Below are 21,998 nucleotides of genomic sequence, written 5' to 3'. Positions count from 1 at the left end.
CATCAAGTCTGTCGGCATGGATATGGTGAAACTCGAGAAGTATCAGGGTGTCGCGGCGAATTTCTCGACTACGTTCACGCTTCTGTTCGCAAGCTTGACCGGCATGCCTGTCTCCACGAGCCACTGCAACACGTCCGCCATCATGGGCGTTGGCGCGTCAAAGTCGATCAAGCGCGTGAACTGGGGCATCGCGAAGAACATGCTGCTCGCCTGGATCATCACGTTCCCTGCGTGCGGCGTCATCGGCTTCATCCTGGCAAAGCTGTTCATGATGTTCGCGTAGGCGAGCGCCTGTCTCAGGCTTGCCTGCCTTCCGACGTGTTCCAGTTTCGGGTCGAAAAAATATAGCTCCCTGCATAGTATGGGGGTCCTGCGCCGCAGCTATAATCGCGCTCGCGTTCACTGGCGCTAGCTTTTAAGCGGTTGCGTCCTCTCTCCGGGGCGCACCGTTTTTTCGTTATGAGCGGTTTTGCTATGCAGCGATTGCGCTTTCGCTATGCGACGCTTCCGTTCCAGTTGTGCGGCGGTTTCGCTTTCGCCGTGCGGCGGTTCTGCTCCTGTTATGCGGCGGCGTTCGCTCTTGCTGCTTGCTTTTGCTTGCGAGCGGCGATTTTCGCGCGCTCCTTCGCGTAGGTGCGCTTCCTTGCGAAAAGATAGAGCGCGATCATCGTGGTACCGGTGACGATCCAGGTCACGGGGTAGATGTTCAGAAGCGCCTCGAAGCTTCCGAGCAGCGGGAATAACGTGAACACGTAGATGACGCGCAGCACGCACGACCCGATGACAACCACAATCGTCGGCAGGATGGACCATCCCATGCCACGCAGGGCGCCTGCCGTTATCTCGTAGGTGCTTGGAAGGCATTCGAGCAGCTCGACATGCCACAGCCTCGTCGTTGCAAAGGCGAGCGCCCCCGCTTCGGTGGTGAAGATGCTCAAGCCAATGTTGCCCAGGCTGACGAGCACGATCGACAGCAAGAAGGAAAGCCCGAGGGAAAGGCCCATCGACCAGGCAACGATCTTGTCGCAGCGAGAGAGGTTCCCCGCCGCGAAGTTTTGGGCGACGAAGGTGATGGCGGCCTGGGAGAATGCGTTGATGATGAAATAGGTGTAGTACTCGAAGTTGAGCGCGGCGGTCGATCCTGCAATGGCGTCGGTACCAAAGCCGTTGATCGACGTCTGGATGATGATGTTCGAAACCGCGAACACGACACCCTGCAGGCCCGAGGGCACGCCGATGTAGAGGATCTGCCGCAGGGCCTTGCGGTCGATGCGAAGCTCCCTTACGTTCAAACGGAAGTCCTCCTCCTCGTGCATGAGCATTACAATCACAATCGCTGCCGCGAGCGCGTAGGAGGCGACGGTTGCCGCGGCTATTCCCGCAGCTCCCATATGCAGGACCGACACGGCGAATATGTCGAGCACGGCGTTCACGACCGCGGAGACGGCGAGCGCATAGAGCGGGCGGCGCGTGTCGCCCTTCGCGCGCAGGATTGCCGAGCCGAAATTGAACACGAGGAAAAAGGCGACGCCGGCGAAGTAGATTCTCAGGTAGCTAATCGACTCAGAGCGCGCCTCGTCGGGGATTCCCACAGCATCGACGAGAATGCCTGCGATGGCGATGCCGACTACGGTCACCGTCACGGCGGCGATGATCGCGATCACTGCGGTGGTATGCACGGCGGTGCGGATCTTCGAGCGGTCGCCTTGCCCGATGCGGATGGCGATCGTCGCGTTCGTGCCGATCGAGACTCCCACGAAAAAGCTGATGAACAGCGCGACAAGGGGGGATACGCCGCCGATTGCGGCAAGCTCCGTGGCGCCGAGGAGGCGTCCGGCGACGATGGCGTCGGTCGAGTTGAACAGCTGCTGGAAGATGCTCGAGAAGGCAAGCGGAATAGCGAAGAGGAATAGCTTGCCCACAAGGGGCCCGTGCAGCATATCGATGCTATTGCGGTTCGTCTTCTTCTTCACCATGCTTTGCGACGACATTCGAAACCCCCCAGTTTCCATGCTTCTTTGCGTGTCGGGCATTCGCGCTATTTCGTATTCTGCGCATTCGCCGAATTTCTTTTGTACCGCGCAAAGGGAAGCGGCGCAAGGGAGAAGCGGTGTGAAGTTAAGCGAGCGGTACCTTTATGCTCGCGGGGATGATGACGTCGTAGCGCACCGCCTTGCCGGCAAGCGAATGGCTCGGCTTCACGCCGGCGAGATGCGGGCCTTTCGCGGGGCGCTTCACGACCACTTTGCGCGGGGCGGCGGAAATTGCAGCGGTAAGGAGGGCCTCTTCGTTTTGGCAGGGCGCTTCTAAGTGGTGGATGAGCTGGAATTTCTTCTTCACAGCGGCGCTCTTGCGGCGCTCGGGGAACATGGGGTCCAGATAGATTACGTCGGGTGTGTCCCTAAGATGGGCCATAGCTTCGATGCTGTCTTCCTCGAAGAGCTTCATGCGGCAGACGATGTCGGCGAGCGCGGGGTCTTCGCTCGCGCGGGCGAGTGCGTCGCGCACCAGGGCCGCGATGGTGGGGTCCGACTCATACATGCTCACGCGGAATCCGGCTGCTGCCAGGAGAAACGAATCCTCGCCAAGGCCCGCTGTGGCGTCGATCGCCCATGGTTCGGCGCAGCCGCGGACCTTTGCGGCGCGAACGAGAAGCTCGCTTGAGAGGCGGCCTTTTCGGATGCGGGGGAGCAGCTGAGAAAAGTCGCCGCGAAGCTCCATTCCGCCGCCGACGAGGGCAAGCCCGCGCTCGTCGCGGCGCAGCGACGCGCCGTCGGTTTCCGTCGTTTTCTCAGATGCGATATGTCGCTCGCTTTTCCTCATGGGATTGCATTCTACCGTGTTTCGCCCGATTTCTGGCAGGTTGGAGCGTGTTTGCAGAAATCCGTTTTGACGTCACTGCCTATGCAAGCATGGCAATCAAGAGAGGGAAATCCCCGTCGTCATTTTTGCGATGCAAATCATTTGGGGGCTTGTGCGTGGGCGGGGCGAGTGATAGAGTGTGCGTCACCCGAGGGTCCAAAAGACCCGCCTCCTGGCATAGAAGTGCTCGTGCGCTTCATGGGAGTTTGCCGGTGACACATGCCACGATCCGGACTCTTTTCCACCACAACCTCATAGCGAGAAATTGTATGCAATTGGCTGCCGGTATGCGGCTGCTCTCGTTGTGCCTTGGTTGCCGTTGCGCTTGTGGTTGTCCCGCGTCTTACCCTCGGAAGGAGCTCATCATGAGCGATTACAGCATCGTTTATCAACCCCAGATTATCCGCGAGACCGCAGAGGGTCTCAATCGTCTCGACATCAGGGACGAAATGCTTGGTATGCGCCAGCTTGAGCTTATGACCTCGGTAAACGCCGAGTCGTGTGCTTCCGTCATCCGCGGCCTGCTCTATCTGCAACGCCAGGACCCCGAAGCGCCCATAACCCTTTTCATCAACAGCCCGGGTGGCGAGGTCCAGTCCGGCCTGGCGCTCTACGACGTCATGCAGGCGGTGAGTTGCCCCATTCGCACCGTTTGCCTTGGCATGGCTGCGAGCATGGGAGCGCTGCTGTTCATCGCAGGGGACAATCGGGATATCCTGCCCCACAGTCGTGTTATGATCCACGACCCGCTCATCGGCACTGGGGCGGGTGGCAGCGCCTTGTCCGTGAAGGCTCGGGCTGATGACCTCATGCGCATTCGCGATATCACCGCCGGCGTTATCGCCCGCCACAGCGGCATGCCGATTGAGCGCGTTTTCGAGCTCACGGCGAGTGACACCTACTTTGAGGCGAAAGAGGCCGTCGAAGCGGGCCTTGCCGACCGCATCGTCACGAGGCTCTAGTACGCCGTGCGGCGCCCCCTCACCTTAAGCGGCGTCCTGGCCTCGCGCGGCGCCTCACCTCGCACACCGACGCGGCAGCCTATCACCAACAACCCTTCACCACCATCGTCTACCAGCGCGAACGTATCGCGCAGAGAGCGGGAAAGATTATGACCAGCAACAACGCGGGCCTCCGTGCCCGAGCCGCCTATGCGGGCGAGCTCATTCTCACCTCCAAGAGCACCGAGAGCATGGACTCATGGGCAACCAGGCTCAACAATAACGTGCTTGTCCTCGGCTGCTCGGGCTCGGGCAAGACGCGCAACTTCCTCAAGCCCAACTTGCTGCAATGCCGCGGATCCTATGTCGTGCTCGATGCCAAGGGCCGCCTGTTTCGCGAGATGGCGCCTTTCCTGCGCGCTCACGACTATGTGGTCGATTGCCTCGACTTCACCACGATGGAGGGAACGATCGGCTACGACCCGCTCCATCATGTGCGCTGGCGACAGGGCCGCCCGCTTGCGCAGGACATCATCTCGATCGCCAGCGCGCTGTTCCCTCGCGAGGAAATGGGCGAGGACCCGTTTTGGGCGGGCGCGGCGGCAAATTATGTCGCAAGCTACATTGCCTACGTCTTCGAGGCGCTCCCCGATTGCGAGTGGAACATGGCGTCGGTCGTGAGCGTCTACGAGCAGGCATGCGAGGGAAACGCCGACGCGCTGTTTTCCGACCTTGCCAAACAGGATTCGGAAAGCTATGCCGTGTCGCTGTACCGCCGCGCGAAGAGCACGGCCCGCGCCGAGAAGATGCACTCGAGCATCATGGGCATCATTGCCGCGAACTTGCTGCCGCTCACCTTCGACGGGGCGCTCGAGGCGTTTCGCAGGCCGGAGCAGATCGACTTTCGCGACCTGGGAAGCGAGCGCCGCGCGCTGTTCGTGACCATGGACGACATGGACCGCTGCCTAGCGCCGCTCACGAGCCTGTTCGTGCGCCAGGCGTTTTCGAGTCTGTGCGACTTTGCGGATGCGCTGTGCGAAGGCGGCAGGCTGCCTGTCCCCGTGCGCTTTATGCTCGACGATTTCGCGAACTTGACGCTGCCTGGTTTCGACGACGTGCTTTCCGTCATTCGCAGCCGGGAAATCAGCTGCACCCTCATCTGCCAAACGGTAAGCCAGCTTGAAGCCCGTTATGGCGAAGCCGAGGCGAACTCGATCATCGGCAATTGCGATCGCCATCTTGTACTGGGCTTTCAGGACGAACGGACGGCGCGCTACTTCGCCCTGCGTGCCAATAAGACGCCCACGACGCTGCTTGAGACGCCGACGGGGAGTTGGTGGCTTTTCGTGCGCGGCCGGCGCGGGGTCTGCGAGCCTGCCTACGAGCTCGAGCAGCACCCAGCCTATGGCGAGCTCGCCCTCGGCGCGGACGCTGCGGCGGGGAAGGCTATGCAGCCTGGTGGCGCGGCAGTCGTCTGCGAGAGTGAGGAGCCTGACTATCCGCCCGATCTTGACGAGGAGGAGATCTGGTACGACACGCTCTTTGAGGTCGAAGGGCTCGACGACGGTTCCGTCGTTGCAGCCTAGGGAGAAGGGATGACGATGAAAGAAACGAACGCCCGTGCAAGCCTAGCCGAGCGCATCGCAAGCGCGAACGCCGCGCGCGAGCGTGCTGCGTGCAGTGTGCCCGATCGCGAGCTTCTCGAGGCGCAGCGTCGGGCGCCGTTTGAGGTGTGCGACCTCTATCGTGTGCATGCTGAGGAGCTTCTTCAGATTACGGGCCCCATCTTTGACGCGCTGCCGAGCCGAGCTGCCTATCTTGCGCGGACCGACCCGCAGGCGGCGGCGTGCCCGGAGAACCAATCGGTCAAGGCGCATGCCGAGGTTGAGAATCCTGCGTGCGTTTTCGTTTGGGAGGTGCGCCACAACCAGGACGGCGCCCTTGCCACCTCGCCGGATAGCGAGTATTCCGTGGCGCTTGATGCAACCGATCAGCTTAAGGATCTCTGGGAGAACAAGCCTGCGCTCAACGAACTGCAGCTTGCGAAGGCCCTCATCACCCAGATCGTGCTCTTCGACGATGACCTGCGTGACGAGGTCTTCAGGCGCGCGGATGTCCTGGCGAGGGAATGCGCCGCCGCCGTCGCCCCGTACCTGCGCCCCCAAAGCTGAGGGGTGGTCTCGGGGCCATTCGGCTGAGGGAGCGCTAGAATGGAAACACTTTGCCCCAAACCAGAGGAGAGATTCGTGGCTCAGGACTTTTTCGACTTGCTCTACAACGGCTATACCGGCGAGTACCAGCTCATGAGCTCGCTGTACCGTAACGGCCTCGATGCGCTGCGCCCGCCTGCTGACATGGGCGTCGACGTAGTCTCGCTTAACCTCAAGCAGCAGCTCGAGAATCCTGGCACGGCTCCCGAGACGTTTTTCTTCCAGGTGAAGACGGCGGTGACGAACGTGAGCGAGAGCGCGGAGCGTCCTGGTGCGATTGCGACGGTGGAGTTCAAGCTTAAGGAAAGCGAAGTGGACCTGCTTTCCCGCTCGCGCGACCGCGCGCTTTTCTGCTACGTGTACAACAGCGAGGCGGATTCGCTCACCGACTCGTTCGAGGCGCCGTTCATCTGCTTCTGGCTTGACGGCACGCTTCTCGAGACGATTCGCCGCGCTGGCGCGTTTTTCCGCAAGGAGGGCGAGCCCAAGCTGACGCTCGCTTGCCAGCTGCGCAAACCGACGCACGAGTTCGGTCATTGGTACGCTCTCGTAGTCGACGGGGAAGGCAGCAAGGTTGACGGCGGCTATCTCGGCGTTGTCGGCGGCTCGGGAAATCCGGCAAGCGACGAGGCGGACCACTACAGCGTGGCGGGCTATCTTGCCTACGCGCGCGATGCCGCGACTCCCGCTGCCTAAGGCCCGGCGCTCCTTCCGAGGGAGAAGGGGGAGAAATCTGCCCAGTTCGTGGCTTCTTGGGCGGACGGGAGCGCGGCGCGCCGCTTGGTGATAGCATGAAGCGCGAGGATTGAATCGCGACGAAGGCGCCCGTGCGGCGCCTTTTTTACAGGAAGGGAAGCGGCAGGGGCATGTCGATGGGTGCTATCAAAAGACACTACGAGAAGGTGATCGCAGCATGTTGCTTCCTCATCCTGTTCACCAACGTCGGCCTGCCCTCCACGTCGTTTTCCGTCTTCCAGCCCTATCTGGTCGCGCTGCCTGGCGTGGGCAATACAGGTGGCTCGATCATCATCTCGGTGCGTACGTTCATGTCGCTGATTGGCATGCTCGTGGTCGGGCGCTATTATGACCTGCTCAACTGCCGTGTCGGCGCGTTCCTTGCCTCGCTGTGCGTCTGTGTCGGTTTCTTTCTGTACTCGCAGAACACGGGAAGCTTCATCGGCCTGTGCGCGGGTTCGGTGTTCACGGGGCTCGGGTATGGCCTGGGCGGTATGATCGCTTCAACGATGCTGATCAACCGCTGGTTTCGCTCGAATGTCGCCACGGTAGCGGGCATCGCGGCGGTCGGTTCGGGTGTGGCGGCCGTCATCTTGCCGAACGTGGCGGTCGCGCTCATCGGCGCTTCCTCGCTTTCCGCTGCCTTCTTCTTCGAGTCGGTCCTTGCGCTCGTTTTGGGCGTGCTCGTCTTCTTGCTCCTTCGCAACTACCCTCGTGACCTGGGCCTTGAGCCGTATGTGGCGCCCGAGGGAAAGAAGGTGGGCAGGCAGGGGAGGGCGTGCGCCGCTCGCCGCAATCGCAATGTCCCCGTGAAGCTCGCGCCGCTTGTGCTGGTCGCGATGACGTTTGTCGGTTGCATCTCTGTCGGCGGGACGAGCTATCTGGCCGTGCTGTTCACCTCCGAGGGCTTTACTGCCGAGGGTGCGGCGGCACTCGTGGCATTGTGCGGTGGCTGCCTTACGGTTGCCAAGCTTGCAAGCGGGGTCGTGTTCGACCGCGTGGGAACGAAGCGCGGCTCGATGATCTTCTTCGCCCTGTTCATCGGCGGCACGTTGTTGCTTTGCCTGTCGGATATGGGAAGTGCCGGGCTTGCGAGCGTCGGCGTGCTCCTCTATGGGTTGGGGCTCTCGCTTGGCACGGTGGGCATATCCGTGTGGTCGATTGAGCTTGCGCCGAAGGGACGCGAGGCCAAGACGATCAAGAACTTCCAGCTCTGCTATGCGCTTGGCGGCTTCATTTTCACCTTTCTACCAGGCTTTTTGGCAGAAGCGTTTGGAACCTATCTCGTCACGTACGTGATTTTGTTTGCGATGATCGTGTTCGCTGCTGTGGTTATCGTGGGTGTGTACCTTTTGGGAGACCGCCGGGTTTCTGATAGCATACGTTCGTAACACAGAACAAACCACGGCAAGGAGCGGCAATGTCTGACGATCCTATCACCTCATCCGACCCGCAGCAGGCGCCGTCGTCTTCGGCGGGCGCGCGACCGGCGCCTATCACCGACGAGCAGCTTCGCCAGATGATGCGCGATGAGGAGCCTTCTTTTATCGAGCGCAACTCGGGGCGCGTGGTGACCCTTGCGCTGATTGCGGTGAACGTGGTGTGCTTTGTCGTCGAGATGCTGCTCTCGGGTACGGGCCAGGATATCTCGATTCTCACGTTGGTGCAGATGGGAGCCATGTATGCGCCGATGGTGCAGGGCCCCGCCGACCTGTACCGCTTCGTTGCGCCGATGTTCTTGCACATGGATCTCATGCATCTTCTGTTCAACATGGTTGCGCTCTATAGCGTGGGCGAGCTTTTGGAACGCGTGCTTGGGCGCGGGAATTTTCTGCTGCTCTATTTCGTCGCGGGCATCACGGGCAACGTCGTCTCCTACGCGGTTGACATGGCGCAAGGCGGTGGGCTCTCCGTTTCCGCTGGTGCCTCGACGAGCGTGTTTGGCCTGTTCGTTGCTGTGGCGCTGCTGTGCGTGCTCGTGCGCGGCAACCGCGCGATCTTCCGCGACTTCTCGAAAAGCATGCTCTCGATCATCGCGGTGAACGTCATCTACACGCTGCTCGTGCCGAGCATCTCGATCAGCGGTCACTTGGGCGGAGCCATTGGCGGCGCGATTGCGATGCTGCTGCTCCCTGCGGCGAGCCTGCGCACCCCTCGCCCCGTTCGCATCGTCGTGGCCGTGTTATGGGTGGTGGCCGTCGCCGCCGTTCTCATCTGGGGTGGCGTTTTCTAGAAGGGTGCCTGGAGAGGTTGTGGAGCCCCGTGTGGAATGAGCCGCTTTCTGCAGGGTGCGCCCGCGTTGCGCCCGCGCTTCGCCCACGCTTGTCGAGCGCGACGCGTTAGGCTGCGTCGCTAAGCGCCTCGGCACCGCACGCGTCCGCTCTGCCCGATGCGCTATCGCGGCGCGATCTTGAACGCAATCGAGTACTGGTTCACGAGCGGCGCCGAGCGGCTGAAGAACACCTGCCCCGCGACGGGTGCAACAAGCGTGTCTTTCACGCTCCCATTGAAGGTGTCGCGCACCTCGGCGAGCGCCTGCCCGCGCTCCGCGACATCTCCCGGCTCGACAAGCGGCATGAAGAGCCCTCCCGCCAGCTCGCTTCGGACGTTGACAAGCGAGCGTTCGTCGATGCGCGCAGGATCGCTTGTCCCAGCTTTGAGACAGGTCGAGAGCGCTTCCTCCTTCGCGGCGCCGATGCGCGCCAAAAACCTTACGATGCCGTCTTCCGCCTGGCGGGCCGATAGCGCATCGAGCGACCCCGTCTCCTTCGAGAACAGGGAAAACGCGTGCGCATTCCACACCTGCCAGTTGTAGTTCAGCGTCGTCGTGTCGAAGGTCGAAGGGGTGTGCAAAAGCGTGCACGGCATGCCGAAAAGGGCAGCCATCTCAAGCGACTCGCGCGAGAGCTCGCCTTCGTCGGTGATGCGCACGTGGGGGAGGAACTTCCCGCGCAGGTAGAAGCTTGCGAGCTGAATGCCGAATTCGAACCCCGAAACCGCTTCGAAGATGCCGGCAGCGATGCGCTGCGTGGTTTCGCCTTTGTCGTAGCCGGGGAACATGCGATTTATGTCGGTGTTGTCGACCGGCCAGAAGCGCTTGTGGATGTTCATGGAAAACGCGTTCGCCGCAGGTATCACGAGGATGCGCTTTCCCCTATCGAGCAGGCCGGACTGCTCGAGCTCGCTCAGGCGCCCGACGAGGTTCGCCGCGATGAACGTTTGCTGCACCTCGTTGCCGCGCATCGACCCGACGATCGCGCAGCAAGGCTCGCCGTCTGCGTCGCCGAATTCTGCGGCGTGGATTTCCATCGACTCGCGGTAGGGCGTGGAAAGCGAGAAAATGGTCTTCTTCCTCATTGCTGATCCTCCAATATGCGCGCCACGAGCGACCCGGGGTAGACCACCGGGTACTCGCGCAAGGTGAAAAGAAGGCCCGATGTCGGCGCCTTGATTTGCTGCGCGACTTCGCCAGTGAGCGTGTCTGCGATAATTCCGATTGTCTGACCTGCGGCGATGGGCTGTCCATGTTCGGCTTCAGGTAAGAAGATGCCGCCCGCTTCGGCGTTGAGGTAGCTTACGGCTCCATCGCGGCTCACAATCGGGGCGCGATAGGTGCGATAGCTTCCGGCCCACATGCCAAGCGACGCCGCAAGGCGCAGGATGCCGTCGACCAAGCGCTCGCCGTAGTCGCGTGTGATGCGCATGCCCACGCCCGTTTCCACGACAAGCGTCTTCGTGCCGCGCTCGTTGAGGGTGTAGGCAAGCGTGGATTCGAGCACGGTCGACGAGGCGTGCACCCACACGTAATCCACGTTGAGCAGGGGCGCGATCGGCAGAAGCTCATCGGCGGAAACCTCGTTGATACGGATCTGCGGCATCTCGCGCAAGAAGATGTTCGACGCGTGGATGTCTATCGCGACGTCGGCGCCTTCGATGTCGGAAATCACTGCGGCGGCGAGCGTCTCGGTGAGCTCGCCGTGCTCATCACCAGGAAACGTCCTGTTCAGATCAACGTCGAACATTGGAACGCTGCGCTCGATCGAGTTGATGCCGAGCGGGTTCACGGCAGGGTAGACATCGATCGTGCCGGAGAGCAGATCGGGGCTCGCTTGCAGGCGACGTGCGAGCTCGAACGCGACGTATTGCCCTTCGAGCTCGTCGCCGTGCACGCCGGTCACAACGGCGATGCGACGGTTTTTGCCGCGCTCGTCTTCCCCTTCGCCCACGATGCGGTTTTTCTGGATAGTCAAATGCTCGGCCACGGGCAACTCGGCCGAGAAAACGGTTTCAATCATGATGTGCTCCTCGCGCTATTGGTCGCCGCCCACCACGACGCTCACCTGCTGCTTTTGCCGCGCGCCCCCGCGAAAGACGCCCGACTCAATCGGGCAATCGGTAAAGTCGCGCCCGTGGGAAAGCGCGATGTAGGTGTCGTCGATGAACCGGTCGTTGGTGGGGTCGATGCCGCGCCAACGCACCCCGTCGTGGAATTCCACCCAGGCATGCGTAGCTCCCTCGCCGATGACCAGGCCATTTACGTACCGTGCAGGAATTTTCTCGCCGTGAAGGAGCGCGATGAGGATGTGGGAGAAGTCCTGGCACACGCCGCGCTTTTGGGAAAACGTCTCGGCTGCTGTGGTCGCGACGTCGGTTGCGCCGGGCGAGTATTCCATCTGCCCGCACAGTGCGTGCGAGAGCGTTTTCGCCTTCGCCTCTGGGCTTGCGTTCGGAATGACGCGCAGCACGTCGCGCACGAAAGCGAGCATCTCGGGGGTTTCGACCGTCATCGCCGAGGGCCGCTTGTAGATGGGATGCGCGGGTTCGGGGTGGGCGTCGCCGGCGTCGACCACGAGCATGCCCGACGACACGAAGGAGAACACGTCATGCGGCGCTTCGATGCGTCCGATTTGCAGGAGGTTTCCGAAACCGTCGATTTGCTGGGAAAGCGTCGTTTGGGGCGTGATGATCGTCTGAGCGTCGAGGACTGTCTGCGCGAATGTGCTCATGGGCTGGCAGCGCAGCACGAAGTCGTGATCGCTCACTGCACTGTCCATGTGCAACACGGTCTCGAAGGTGTATGTGAGGATTCTCATGGTCTGCACGCACCTTAGGCGAAGATGCGTGCGACGACGCTAAGCAGCTTGCCGAGTGTTTCGTAGGTGGCATTTTCTGGGAATCCCGACGAGAACACGATGTCGATGAGCTCCTTAAACGCCTGCTTGTCGTAGGGTGCGCCCGTTCGGTCGATGCGGCTGGCGAGGCGGTGTACTTCCTGCTTCAGGCAGTCGAGCCGATACGACAGGCGGGCGTAAAGGTCGATGCGCTCGATGGAAATGCCGCACTTTATAATGTTGCGCGCGGCGTCGTCGGTGACGTAATCGTCGACGCATCCCTTGAAGGCCATGATGTTGTCCTGTACGAGCTGCAAATCCAAAAGGGGAGAATCCGATGATTCCGCCGCCTTGATCTCGTCGGTTGCCATTTGTACGTAGGAAAGCGATTCGGTCCCTAACACATCGCGCAGCATGACGGCGTTGTCATAGGCAGCTCCCATCGAATGCGCGAGCGAGCAGAGGTTGCTCTCGTTGAACAGGCAGTCGCGGAAGAACTCGAGGACGTCGTCGGTTTCAGCGGCAAACCCCAGCTCCTCAAGCTGGCCTTTCCAGTTTCCCTCTGTCGAATCGATGGCCTTGTCGTAGGTGGTCGTGATGAATCGCTGTGTGGTGTAGCTGCGCTCGATGTAGCGGCCAAGCCACAGCAGGTGGTCGATTTTTTCTAGCGAGAGAGTACCCATGTGTCCTTGAACCCTCCTCCTTGGCTGGAATTGACGACGGCCGACCCCTCGATGCGAGAGTAGCGCGTAAGGCCGCTCGGCCAGACAGATGTTTCGGCACCTGACAAAACGAACGCGCGCAAGTCCGCCTTTCGCGGCACGAGTTTGCCGCCGATATAGGTTGGCAGGCACTTGAAATCGATGACTTCCTGAGCGATGAAGCGGCGCGGCTCGCGGCGGATGAGCGCTTTTAACTCGCTGAGCTTCTCGGGCGTAAGCTCGCTGCCGAACACCACACCGTAGCCGCCCGCCTCCGCGACGTCCTTAATGACGAGCGTCTCGGCGTGTTCCTGCACATATGCCATGTCGTCGGGATAAAACGGCAGGTAGGTGGGGGCATTTTTAAGAATGGGCGCTTCGCCGAGGTAGTATTCGATCATTTTGGGAACGAAATAGTAGATGCCCTTGTCATCAGCTGCGCCGTTGCCGGGCGCGTTGATGATCGCGATGTTGCCCGCTCGATAGGCGCTCATGAGGTTGGGCACGCCGATGAGGCTGTCCGCGCAGAAGCACAACGGATCGAGATATTCGTCTGACAAGCGGCGATACAGCGCACCGACGCGCAGGTTGCGCCCGGCGTCGCGGTAGAAGAGCGTCTCGTTTTCCACGAACAGCTCGCTCGGTTCCGCAAGGATGGCGCCCGCTTTCTCCGAAAGATAGGCGTGTTCGAAGTAGGCGGCGTTGTAGCGCCCGGGGGTCAAGATGACGTTCACGCCGCCCGTGTTCACGTTGTCCATGACCGCCTTCAGGCGCGAGCCGTAATCGCGGTTGTCCGCGATCGGCGTCGTGCGAAAGGTCTCGGCGTCGCAACGGCGGCACAGTCCGCGCGCGATGAGCGGATAGCTCGCCCCCGAGGGGATGCGCAGGTTGTCCTCGAGGACATACCAGGTGCCATCTTGCCCTTCGACCAGATCAATGCCGGAAATGTGGCTGTAGATGCCGCCAGGTGGGGTGATTCCCTCGCACTGGGGAAGGTATCCCGAGCTCGCGAAGGCAAAGTCCTCGGGGACAATTCCGTCGGCAATGATCTGTTTTTTCCCGTACACGTCGGCGAGGTAGCAGTTGAGCGCGCGCACGCGCTGGATAAGGCCCGCCTGGAGCGATTCCCATGTGCTGGCTTCGATGACGCGCGGGATGGCGTCAAAGGGGAAGAGCCTCTCGTTGAACGTGCCGTCCTTGTAGATGCCGAACTTCACGCCGTAGCGGGCGAGTTGCTGGTTGATCTTGGGGGTATGCTCCACGAGGTCGGTGTAAGGCGTCGCCTCGTCGAGCTCCTGTTCCGATTTGCCCGTCAAACCGACCTCCTTCCGCGAACGGGACGAAGCGGCTGTGCCTCGTCGATGAATGGTTATGAACCTCATCGTATCGTTCGATTGTTTCGGGAAGATAAGGCCAAGTGAACGTAAGCGTTAAGAAAAGGTTACGGCATTGTTACGGCGGGCGCGCGCTGGTTGGGTGGCTTGCTTGTGGGGTGTTTTCTCGTTGCGGGATGGTCGGGGATGCGGGCTTGGGAAGCTTGGCGTTTGTAGGCGAGTCGGCGCGCGGCGGGCGGCGGAACGGCTCGGGGTCTCGCGGGCGGTGGGTTCGCGATTGGCGGAATGGCTCGGCGTTCGCGAACGGCGGGCGCGGTGGGATGGCTCAGACCTGCGGGTGGGAGTCTTTGTCTTGGTGAGGGGTCTGGCTAGTTTGGGGCCTATGAGTTCGTTGACTCGCCGATTGGCGGGGAGTTCGGCGTTCGCGAGCGCGCGGTGGGCGGAATGGTTTGGCACCTGCGAGTTGCGCCTTGGCCGCGGGGTGGTTCCCGAGTTCGTTCGGAGCCTACGGGTTATCTGGCTTTCCCGCTTATGCGCGAAGGGACTGAAAAGCGCCTTCGATGAGGGTTTCGCCCGCGGGACCCATTTCCCGCGCAAGCGCTGCGAGCTCGTTTAACGTGAGCGTGCCGGGGTGGCGCTCCACCTGCGCATAGGCCGTTATCGGCAAATCGATAGCATCCGCACATTGCTGTGCCGTTAGCCCTGATATTTCGCGTGCACGCGTGAGCCAGTTTTTCACGCTGCCTCCCTTCCCGTGAATTTGGCGCTACTAAGTTTAACGGGTAACAAAGCCTCGTCAATCGAGGGAATAAGCAAGTTTGATAGCATTGATGCGGCAACGGGAGGTGCGCGTGAGCGATACGACGGATAATGCGATCGGCAACAACATCAGGGCGGTACGCGTCGATGCTGGACTGACCCAGGTCGAGTTTGCAGAGCGCCTCCAGGTTTCCCAAACCACGGTTTCGTCGTGGGAGACGGGAAACTCGCAGCCGCGCCGCAGCAACCTCTTTATCCTGCTCAGCGAATTTCCCGAACTCACCCTTGAGGATATCAACAGCGAGAAGAACGGCTTTGCCCGTCGATCGCTTCGGCGTTCAGGTGATTCGCGGTCTGAGTATGCGCCGTTGCTTGGCCGCGTGGCTGCAGGTGCCCCGCGCGACGCTTTCCCCGTCGAGGAGTACGTCCCCGTGCCGCACTCGTTGCACGAGCGCTACCCGAATGCTTTCTACTTGCGCGTGTCCGGCGAGTCGATGAATCGCGTGCTGCCGAACGGCTGCTTGGCGCTCGTTGTGCCCGAATCCGAGGTTGTCGATGGGCATGTGTATGTGTTCGGGACGGGAAGCGGCGACTTCGCGGTGAAGCGCGTGAGTGTTGGCGAGAAGCTCATAACGCTCAGTCCCGACTCCTACCTTTCCGGATACGAGACGATTAAGTTCCTCCGAGGTGGGGAACGCCCCTTGCCTCGTGTGATTGGGCGAGTGGTTTGGTTCACCATGCCGGAAGGCTTCCGACTCTAGCTTTCGGGACGCCACCTTCTCATCTTCCATCATTTCGAAAATCGCCTCGTCGTGGACAGAAATCGTCGATATGCGAGGAGTTAGTTTTGGAAAACTCGGCTTCGCAAAAATTGACCTGGGCAAATGCGGGGCGCCGCAGGGCCAGACGCGCATATCTCTCGTTCTCGACTCACATATCGACGATTTTTGTTCCTCGTTTTGCGATTTTGAGAAAGAAGCTTGGGAAGGCGAGGCTCGGCGGCGTCGGTCGTCTCCGAGGCCAGGCGGGGTAGGGCGGCGTCGGTCGTCCGAGGCGGGGCCAGGCGGGCCGGCCTTGATGTGGGCGCGCGGTGGAAGTGGGCGCGCGACGCGGCATCGTGCTTATACTTGGGGCATGGCTAATAACGATCAGGGATACGATCCGTTCGAGCCGGGCCATTCAACGCCCGAGTTCGAGCAGTTCGCGCGCGAAAATCAAAAATATCGGAAGGCGAATCACGCACGCAGTGCCGCGGGTGGGCAAAAGCGCACGCCATTTGCGGGTGCGCGCTCTCGCTCCGCTGGCTCGGGAAACGCGGCGCCGCGCTCGGCTGCCCCGCGCAATGCGGGAGCACGCGCTGCCGGCTCTGCAAGCAAGGGCGGCTCGCGCTCGGCAGGCTCTCGGGCGGCTGGCGCGGCGGGCAAGGGCGGCTCGCCTTCCGCTGTGGGAAAGCGCGCCTCGCATGCGAGCGCCGCGGGCAAGACTGCCTCGCATGCGCGCGTCGCTGGCGGACGCAAAACCGCAGGTCGAGGAGTTGCTTCCGCGCAGCAGAAGGCACCTTTGCGTTCAGCGTCGCGCTCATCTCAGGCAGCGTTTGCGCCCCAGCAGCCTCCCATGCAAGCACCTGAGTCCCAGGCTGCGTATTCTCGTGCGCACAGCAAAGCGCACAATAGCGTCGGCATTCTCATCTGCCTGCTGCTGGCGATAGCGCTCGAGGTGTTCGGCTACAACTTCCAGTTCTTCTACTCCATGACTTACCCCGATGCGGGAAGCTACCTGGTCAATGGCGCGCAGCCATCGCAGGTGGGTACGATCACACTTGATTCCTCGTCGAGCTCGTTCGAGATCACGGGGCTCAACTCTACAGTGCGCTCCATCCACTTCACGCCGGTGCTCGCTGACGCGGCTGGCGCTGCCAAGGCCACCGACAGCAAGATCCAGGTCGTCATCTCGCTTGCCGACGAGGGCAACGCGAACTACTACGCGAACCCTGCCGTGTCTGTCGATCCTGCCGACCCTGCGACTACCTATATCTCGCTCGACCCCGCCGGCAAGTGCCATTCCATCAAGGTGAACATGACGAACCTTGCGGACATCGGCGCTGTTCAAGTTTCAGGTATCTCGCTTAACCAGAAGGTGCCTTTCGATTTCGACCCCTTGCGGGCGGGCTCGGTTTTCGCCATTCTGCTCGTGCTTTTCGCGCTGCGCCCGGCATCGGGGCTTTATAGCCGCGTTCGCGATTCACGCTTGGCGAGCCATCGCCTTCTGCTTGTCGTGCTCGTCGTCGTGCAGTGCGTGGTTGTGCTTGCGCTTGTGCTTTCCAACTCGCACTACGTGTCCATGACGCAAACCGCATCGTACGAGAACCAATTCCAATACCAGAAGCTCGCCGTTGCGCTTACCCAGGGGCATCTGTACTTGAACGACGTTCCCTCCGAGGCGCTGCAGGCGATGGCGAACCCCTACGACACGCAGGCGCGCGCGGCTCAGGGCGTGCCCTATCTTTGGGATCACGCCTATTTCCAGGGGAAATACTACGTGTACTTCGGCATCCTGCCATGTCTGGTGTTCTACGTGCCGTGGCTGCTCGTGACGCATACGGGCTTTCCGACGTGGCTTGGCATCGCAATCTGCGACTGCGTCTACGCGGCGGGCCTTATGTATCTGCTCTCGGCGGTGTGCCGTCGCTGGTTCCCGCGCACGTCGATCGGAGTGCTCGTGGTGCTCGACGTGATGCTGTTCGTCGCGGGCGGCGGCATCATCCTCGCGCGTACGCCGTCGATGTACTTCATGCCTGAGGCAATGTCGCTCGCGCTCGTTTCGTGGGGCCTGGGGTTGTGGATTTCGGGCACCTCGCGCGGCTATATCGAGCGGGGAAAGATCGTGCTTGGCGCGCTGCTCATCGCGCTGACCATGGCTTCTCGCCCGCAGATGGTGCTCTCGGCGGTGTTTGGGCTCGTCCTTTTCTGGCCGTTTCTGCGCGACTCGAAGGGCGACCGTGAGGCCAGGCGCGACGTTATGCGCTCGTTTAAAGTCGCGATGGTGCCGTTTGTCCTGGTGGCGGTTGCGGTATTGGCTTACAATGCCGCGCGATTCGGCTCGCCGTTCGACTTCGGCGCAAACTACAATCTCACCACGAACGACATGACCCACCGAGGGTTCCACCTCGACCGCATTCCGTTCGGGCTCTATGCATATTTGTTCCAGCCGCCCGTGTTCGGCAGCCAATTCCCGTTCTTGCGGCAGGCCTATCTCGACCCCGCTTATCAGGGCATCACCATCTACGAGCCAATGTTTGGCGGCTACTTCTTCCTGTATTCGATGGCGCTTGCTGTTTTGGGCATCGTTGTCGGGCGCGTGCGCGCGCAGCTTAAAGAGCAGCGACTGTTGCCGCTGTTCATGGCGCTTGTGTGTGTGGCGTTCGTGCTTTGCGTCTTCGATTTGCAGGGCGCGGGCATCCTCATGCGATACGTGTGCGACTTCGGGTTGTTCTTCGCGCTGGCAGCGGCGCTCGTTTTCCTGTCGCTTCTGCAGGTCAAGAGCACAAAACGCCTCACGAAGGATTGGACGACGCAGTTTTCGGCCGTAGGTTCGCGCGGTGCTCCGGCAGCTGCGGGCGAAGGAGCCGAAACCGTGTCGGTGTATCGCATCTCACTGTATTTCATGTTCGCCACGCTTGTGATTATGGTAATCATGAACGTCATGCTCTGGAATGCTTTCGGCATGTACTAATGCTGGGAGGGCGGAGCCGCAGCTTGGTTTGCAAAGGGCTCTGGCGGCGGCTTTTTCGGCCGAGCTCGCTGCGCCGCCCTCTGCTGACAGGGCGTTGCCTTCCCGAGCTGTCTTCGGCTGGGTTTGCAGGTGCGCTCTTGGGATTCTTGTTGCTAGGGGGCTGTGTTATCCCTCGTGGGGGATGACGCCTCAAACGACGCACTGTTATCCCTTCTTCTGCTGCCGCCGTTTGCGTGATGGTTCTTGCATATACCCCATAAGGGTATATAATGCCCTCGAAAGATACCTCCAGGGGGTATATGAAAGAAAGGCGGAATTGGGATGGCCAAGGCAAATGGCAAGCAAGCAGCGCAGGATGTTGGCAAGGCTCCAGTTGGCAACGGTCTCGCTGCCTGCGAAAGCAAGGGTGTGCGCGCGCAAAGTTGCTGCTGCCATCACAAGGCGACGCCGCGGTCGGAGGAGTTCCAACGCGATTTGCAAAAGCGTCTCAACCGTGCAATCGGCCAGCTCAACGGCGTGAAATCCATGATTGACGACAACCGCTACTGCGGAGATGTCTTAACGCAGCTCGCCGCCGCGGAATCGGCAGTGCACTCCATTTCCGCCATTCTTCTGCAAAATCACCTGGAAACCTGCGTCGTCGAGCAGATCGAGGCGGGCAACACCGCCATCATCGACGAGGCGATGCAGCTCATCAAGAAGTTTGCGAGGTAGAAGATGACGCAAAAGCAAACCTTTGACGTTTCGGGCATGACGTGCGCCGCCTGCTCGGCTCGCGTCGAGAAGACGACTTCGGACGTCGCCGGCGTCGAGCATGCCGTGGTCAACCTGCTGAAAAACTCGATGGAGGTGGAATACGACGGCAACCCAGCCACGCTTGCCGCAATCAGCGCGGCGGTCGAGAAGGCGGGCTACGGCGCTGTGCCCCGAATCGAGGCTACCGCCGCAGGTGCCCCGAGTGGCGTTGTCCCCTCGGCCGCCCGGGAAAATGCCGCCGCGAAGGAGGCAGCACACGTGCGCATGCGGCTCATCGTGTCGTTCGTGTTCACCATCCCCTTGTTCTACCTTTCCATGGGCCACATGTTCGGCTGGCCCTTGCCCGATTTTTTCCTGGGCCATGAGAACATGCTCACGTTCGCGTTTACCCAGTTCCTGCTCTTGCTGCCCGTGATTTTCGTGAACTTCAAGTTCTTCCGCGTGGGCTTCAAAGCGCTCTTTCACGGCTCGCCGAACATGGACTCTCTCATCGCGCTGGGCTCGGCCGCCTCGACGGTCTACGGCATCGTCGCGATTTACCGCATCGGCTGGGGGATGGGCCACGGCGACATCGATTTTGCGCACATGGCGGCGATGGACCTCTACTTCGAGTCGGCGGCGATGATTCTCACGCTGATCACGCTCGGCAAGTATTTCGAGGCGCGCGCGAAGGGGAAGACGACCGACGCGATTGCGAAGCTTATGGACCTGTCGCCGAAGACGGCGATTCGGCGCAACGCTGCAGGAATCGAAGAGGAAATCCCTGCCGAGCAGGTGCGACCGGGCGATGTTCTCATCGTGCGCGCAGGTGCGGGCGTGCCTGTCGACGGCGTTGTGATCGAAGGATCGGGCACGGTCGACGAGTCCGTTATCACCGGCGAAAGCGTGCCAGTTGAAAAGGGCGTCGGGGCTGCGGTTACGGGCGCGACGGTGAATCGCACGGGATGGTTTGCCATGCGCGCCGAGCATGTGGGCGCCGATACCGTGCTCGCGGGGATCGTGCGCATGGTCGATGAGGCGACAAGTTCTAAGGCACCTATCGAAAAGCTTGCCGACAAGATTTCGGGCGTTTTCGTGCCGGCGGTCATCGCGATTGCGCTTCTCACCTTCGCCATCTGGATGTTCGTCGGCACCGATGTGGGCACCGCGCTCTCGCATGCCATCAGCGTGCTTGTCATTTCGTGCCCCTGCGCGCTTGGCCTTGCCACTCCGACCGCCATCATGGTGGGGACGGGGCGCGGCGCGACGCACGGCATTCTCGTGAAGTCGGCCGAGGCCCTGCAAACTGCGCACGGCGTGAAGACGGTCGTGCTCGACAAGACGGGAACCATCACGAAGGGCGCGCCCGAGGTGTGCGAGGTGCTGGTGGCCAGGGGACGTTCGGCGCTCGCTTCGGGCGCCGCGGGTCGCGTCGGTGGAGCCCCGGGCTCGGCAGATGGCTTCGGCGGCGCCCAGTCGCTCGGCAGTCCTGGCTCGCACGAACAGTCCGCTGGACTGTTCGGCTCGTGCGGAACTCGCTTTGTGAGCGCAACCGGAGCCATCGACGAGCTGAAATGCAATGACGCGGCAGCCGCATTCCTTTCCCTTGCGTACTCCCTCGAGAAGCGATCGGAGCACCCGTTGGCGCAGGCTATCGTGACATATGCCGAGTCGCACGGCGTCGAGGCCGAGGACGTCGATGCTTTCGGGCAGATTCCCGGCGGCGGCTTGCGCGGCGTGGTTGCGGGGCGCACGTGCCTTGCAGGCAACGCACGTCTCATGGAGGAAGGCGCAATCGACATCGTCGCAGCTCAAGAACTGGCAAAGCGCCTCGCTGATGAGGGCAAGACGGTGCTCTACTTCGCAGTGGATGGCGCGCTCGCAGGCCTTATCGCCCTGGCCGACGAGCCCAAACCTCGAAGTGCCGCGGCGCTCGCCGAGCTTTCCCGCATGGGCATCCGCACCATTATGCTCACGGGCGACAACGAGCGCACAGCGCAAGCTATCCAAAAGCGCGTCGGCACCGATGACGTCATCGCGGGCGTCCTTCCCCAAGGCAAGGAAGAAGCCATTCGTGACCTGCAGAAACAGGGGACCGTCGCCATGGTCGGCGACGGCGTGAACGATGCTCCTGCCCTCGCGCGCGCCGATGTGGGCATCGCCATCGGTGCGGGTACCGACATTGCCATCGACAGTGCCGATATCGTGCTCATGAAAAGCGACCTGGCCGATGTGCCCGCAGCGATCTCGCTTTCTCGCGCGACCATGCGCAATATCAAGCAGAACCTGTTCTGGGCGCTCATCTACAATGTCATTTGCATTCCCGTGGCGGCGGGCGCGCTCTCGTTCGCGGGCGTAACGCTCAACCCCATGATTGCCGCGGCCGCCATGTCGTGCAGCTCGGTGTGCGTGGTTTCGAACGCGCTTCGCCTTCGCGGGTGGAAGCCCGCTTTGCTCGTCCAGGCGCAGGAGTCGAGCCCCGCGACCTCGGGGAGCGCGACGGAGGCGCTGGAGCCTGGGGCTGCGCCTGCGAGCGAGCCGGGCGCGCCTGCAATAGAAGGGCCCTCTGCGGAAGGCGGCGATGATTCGCCTGTTTCCGCTGGTCATAGTGAAGAAATGGAAAACGTTCAAGCGAAGGAGATCGTTATGGAGAAGAAGCTGTCCGTCGAAGGCATGATGTGCCAACACTGTGTCGCTCACGTGAAAAAGGCGCTCGAGGGCATCGAGGGCGTGGAGGAGGCCGTGGTCGACCTCGAGTCCAACACCGCTACGGCCAAGCTGTCCACCGACGTGGCTGACCAGGTTCTCATCGATGCGATCGTCGATGCTGGCTATGAGGCGAAGGTCATCGAGTAGAGCACTACGCCACCTTCGTGGT

At 61.5% G+C, this 21,998-nt stretch carries 19 protein-coding genes; 11 read left to right on the top strand and 8 right to left on the bottom strand.

The genetic code is table 11. The features are described from left to right. Positions 1-283, top strand: a 283-nt coding sequence (locus Q0G85_RS03215) for an inorganic phosphate transporter (RefSeq protein ID WP_297154651.1), incomplete at its 5' end; no start/stop codon positions are given. Between the two features lie 277 nt (positions 284-560). Here Q0G85_RS03215 and Q0G85_RS03210 read toward each other — a convergent pair. Then, complete coding sequence (locus Q0G85_RS03210) at positions 561-1,991, bottom strand: MATE family efflux transporter (protein ID WP_297154649.1); 1,431 nt, start codon at positions 1,989-1,991, stop codon at positions 561-563. Between the two features lie 127 nt (positions 1,992-2,118). Next, positions 2,119-2,823: a class I SAM-dependent methyltransferase gene (locus Q0G85_RS03205; protein WP_297154647.1), complete on the bottom strand. Its 705-nt coding sequence runs from the start codon at positions 2,821-2,823 to the stop codon at positions 2,119-2,121. A 404-nt stretch (positions 2,824-3,227) separates the two neighbouring features. Here Q0G85_RS03205 and Q0G85_RS03200 point away from each other — a divergent pair, with 404 nt between their 5' ends. The 6 genes from Q0G85_RS03200 (at position 3,228) to Q0G85_RS03175 (ending at position 8,981) form a co-directional block, all read left to right on the top strand. Then, the gene (locus tag Q0G85_RS03200) at positions 3,228-3,824 is read left to right on the top strand and encodes a ClpP family protease (protein ID WP_297154645.1); all 597 of its coding nucleotides are present in this window, start codon (positions 3,228-3,230) and stop codon (positions 3,822-3,824) included. A gap of 149 nt (positions 3,825-3,973) precedes the next feature. Further along, the gene (locus Q0G85_RS03195; RefSeq protein WP_297154644.1) at positions 3,974-5,389 is read left to right on the top strand and encodes a VirD4-like conjugal transfer protein, CD1115 family; all 1,416 of its coding nucleotides are present in this window, start codon (positions 3,974-3,976) and stop codon (positions 5,387-5,389) included. Positions 5,390-5,404: 15 nt separating this feature from the next. After that, positions 5,405-5,974, top strand: a complete 570-nt coding sequence (locus Q0G85_RS03190; protein ID WP_297154642.1) for a hypothetical protein — start codon at positions 5,405-5,407, stop codon at positions 5,972-5,974. A 75-nt stretch (positions 5,975-6,049) separates the two neighbouring features. Then, on the top strand, positions 6,050-6,709 hold the full coding sequence (locus Q0G85_RS03185; RefSeq protein ID WP_297154640.1) for a hypothetical protein: 660 nt from the start codon (positions 6,050-6,052) through the stop codon (positions 6,707-6,709). A 176-nt stretch (positions 6,710-6,885) separates the two neighbouring features. Continuing rightward, entirely contained in the window at positions 6,886-8,139 is a 1,254-nt protein-coding gene (locus Q0G85_RS03180; RefSeq protein WP_297154638.1) for an MFS transporter, read from the top strand. A 29-nt stretch (positions 8,140-8,168) separates the two neighbouring features. Continuing rightward, complete coding sequence (locus tag Q0G85_RS03175) at positions 8,169-8,981, top strand: rhomboid family intramembrane serine protease (protein WP_297154637.1); 813 nt, start codon at positions 8,169-8,171, stop codon at positions 8,979-8,981. Positions 8,982-9,142: 161 nt separating this feature from the next. Here Q0G85_RS03175 and Q0G85_RS03170 read toward each other — a convergent pair whose 3' ends face one another. From Q0G85_RS03170 to Q0G85_RS03145, 6 genes are all read right to left on the bottom strand, one after another. Next, positions 9,143-10,105: a M14 family metallopeptidase gene (locus Q0G85_RS03170; protein WP_297154636.1), complete on the bottom strand. Its 963-nt coding sequence runs from the start codon at positions 10,103-10,105 to the stop codon at positions 9,143-9,145. Beyond that, positions 10,102-11,043 (bottom strand): M14 family metallopeptidase, encoded by a 942-nt coding sequence (locus tag Q0G85_RS03165; RefSeq protein ID WP_297154635.1) that lies wholly within the window; start codon positions 11,041-11,043, stop codon positions 10,102-10,104. The genes Q0G85_RS03170 and Q0G85_RS03165 overlap by 4 nt, the downstream gene beginning before the upstream one ends. Positions 11,044-11,058: 15 nt before the next feature. Next, entirely contained in the window at positions 11,059-11,841 is a 783-nt protein-coding gene (locus Q0G85_RS03160) for a transglutaminase family protein (RefSeq protein WP_297154634.1), read from the bottom strand. A 14-nt stretch (positions 11,842-11,855) separates the two neighbouring features. Continuing rightward, on the bottom strand, positions 11,856-12,542 hold the full coding sequence (locus Q0G85_RS03155) for an alpha-E domain-containing protein (RefSeq protein ID WP_297154633.1): 687 nt from the start codon (positions 12,540-12,542) through the stop codon (positions 11,856-11,858). Next, a complete protein-coding gene (locus tag Q0G85_RS03150; RefSeq protein ID WP_297154632.1) occupies positions 12,524-13,876 on the bottom strand; it encodes a circularly permuted type 2 ATP-grasp protein in 1,353 nt (450 codons plus the stop codon). Before Q0G85_RS03150 ends, Q0G85_RS03155 begins: the two co-directional genes overlap by 19 nt. Positions 13,877-14,423: 547 nt before the next feature. Further along, complete coding sequence (locus Q0G85_RS03145) at positions 14,424-14,633, bottom strand: hypothetical protein (RefSeq protein ID WP_297154631.1); 210 nt, start codon at positions 14,631-14,633, stop codon at positions 14,424-14,426. A gap of 91 nt (positions 14,634-14,724) precedes the next feature. Here Q0G85_RS03145 and Q0G85_RS03140 point away from each other — a divergent pair, with 91 nt between their 5' ends. The 4 genes from Q0G85_RS03140 (at position 14,725) to Q0G85_RS03125 (ending at position 21,976) form a co-directional block, all read left to right on the top strand. Continuing rightward, positions 14,725-15,414, top strand: a complete 690-nt coding sequence (locus tag Q0G85_RS03140; protein WP_297154630.1) for a LexA family transcriptional regulator — start codon at positions 14,725-14,727, stop codon at positions 15,412-15,414. A 373-nt stretch (positions 15,415-15,787) separates the two neighbouring features. Beyond that, positions 15,788-18,385, top strand: a complete 2,598-nt coding sequence (locus tag Q0G85_RS03135; RefSeq protein ID WP_297154629.1) for a hypothetical protein — start codon at positions 15,788-15,790, stop codon at positions 18,383-18,385. Between the two features lie 321 nt (positions 18,386-18,706). Then, positions 18,707-19,099, top strand: coding sequence for a metal-sensing transcriptional repressor (locus tag Q0G85_RS03130; RefSeq protein ID WP_297154628.1), 393 nt, complete (start codon positions 18,707-18,709; stop codon positions 19,097-19,099). A gap of 3 nt (positions 19,100-19,102) precedes the next feature. Then, entirely contained in the window at positions 19,103-21,976 is a 2,874-nt protein-coding gene (locus tag Q0G85_RS03125) for an HAD-IC family P-type ATPase (RefSeq protein WP_297154627.1), read from the top strand. Positions 21,977-21,998 lie beyond the last annotated feature (22 nt).

Origin of the sequence: uncultured Ellagibacter sp., from assembly GCF_934617235.1 — a bacterium.
Lineage (GTDB): Bacteria > Actinomycetota > Coriobacteriia > Coriobacteriales > Eggerthellaceae > Ellagibacter.
Note: the sequence above shows the minus strand (reverse complement) of the source record. Positions and strands in the feature narration are given on the sequence as shown.

Coding starts and splice junctions, on each gene's coding strand:
- Q0G85_RS03195 (WP_297154644.1), top strand. CDS start 3,974: ATGACCAGCAACAACGCGGGCCTCCGTGCCCGAGCCGCCTATGCGGGC.
- Q0G85_RS03200 (WP_297154645.1), top strand. CDS start 3,228: ATGAGCGATTACAGCATCGTTTATCAACCCCAGATTATCCGCGAGACC.
- Q0G85_RS03130 (WP_297154628.1), top strand. CDS start 18,707: ATGGCCAAGGCAAATGGCAAGCAAGCAGCGCAGGATGTTGGCAAGGCT.
- Q0G85_RS03135 (WP_297154629.1), top strand. CDS start 15,788: ATGGCTAATAACGATCAGGGATACGATCCGTTCGAGCCGGGCCATTCA.
- Q0G85_RS03175 (WP_297154637.1), top strand. CDS start 8,169: ATGTCTGACGATCCTATCACCTCATCCGACCCGCAGCAGGCGCCGTCG.
- Q0G85_RS03205 (WP_297154647.1), bottom strand. CDS start 2,823: ATGAGGAAAAGCGAGCGACATATCGCATCTGAGAAAACGACGGAAACC.
- Q0G85_RS03180 (WP_297154638.1), top strand. CDS start 6,886: ATGGGTGCTATCAAAAGACACTACGAGAAGGTGATCGCAGCATGTTGC.
- Q0G85_RS03165 (WP_297154635.1), bottom strand. CDS start 11,043: ATGATTGAAACCGTTTTCTCGGCCGAGTTGCCCGTGGCCGAGCATTTG.
- Q0G85_RS03210 (WP_297154649.1), bottom strand. CDS start 1,991: ATGTCGTCGCAAAGCATGGTGAAGAAGAAGACGAACCGCAATAGCATC.
- Q0G85_RS03125 (WP_297154627.1), top strand. CDS start 19,103: ATGACGCAAAAGCAAACCTTTGACGTTTCGGGCATGACGTGCGCCGCC.
- Q0G85_RS03190 (WP_297154642.1), top strand. CDS start 5,405: ATGAAAGAAACGAACGCCCGTGCAAGCCTAGCCGAGCGCATCGCAAGC.
- Q0G85_RS03170 (WP_297154636.1), bottom strand. CDS start 10,105: ATGAGGAAGAAGACCATTTTCTCGCTTTCCACGCCCTACCGCGAGTCG.
- Q0G85_RS03140 (WP_297154630.1), top strand. CDS start 14,725: ATGCGGCAACGGGAGGTGCGCGTGAGCGATACGACGGATAATGCGATC.
- Q0G85_RS03155 (WP_297154633.1), bottom strand. CDS start 12,542: ATGGGTACTCTCTCGCTAGAAAAAATCGACCACCTGCTGTGGCTTGGC.
- Q0G85_RS03160 (WP_297154634.1), bottom strand. CDS start 11,841: ATGAGAATCCTCACATACACCTTCGAGACCGTGTTGCACATGGACAGT.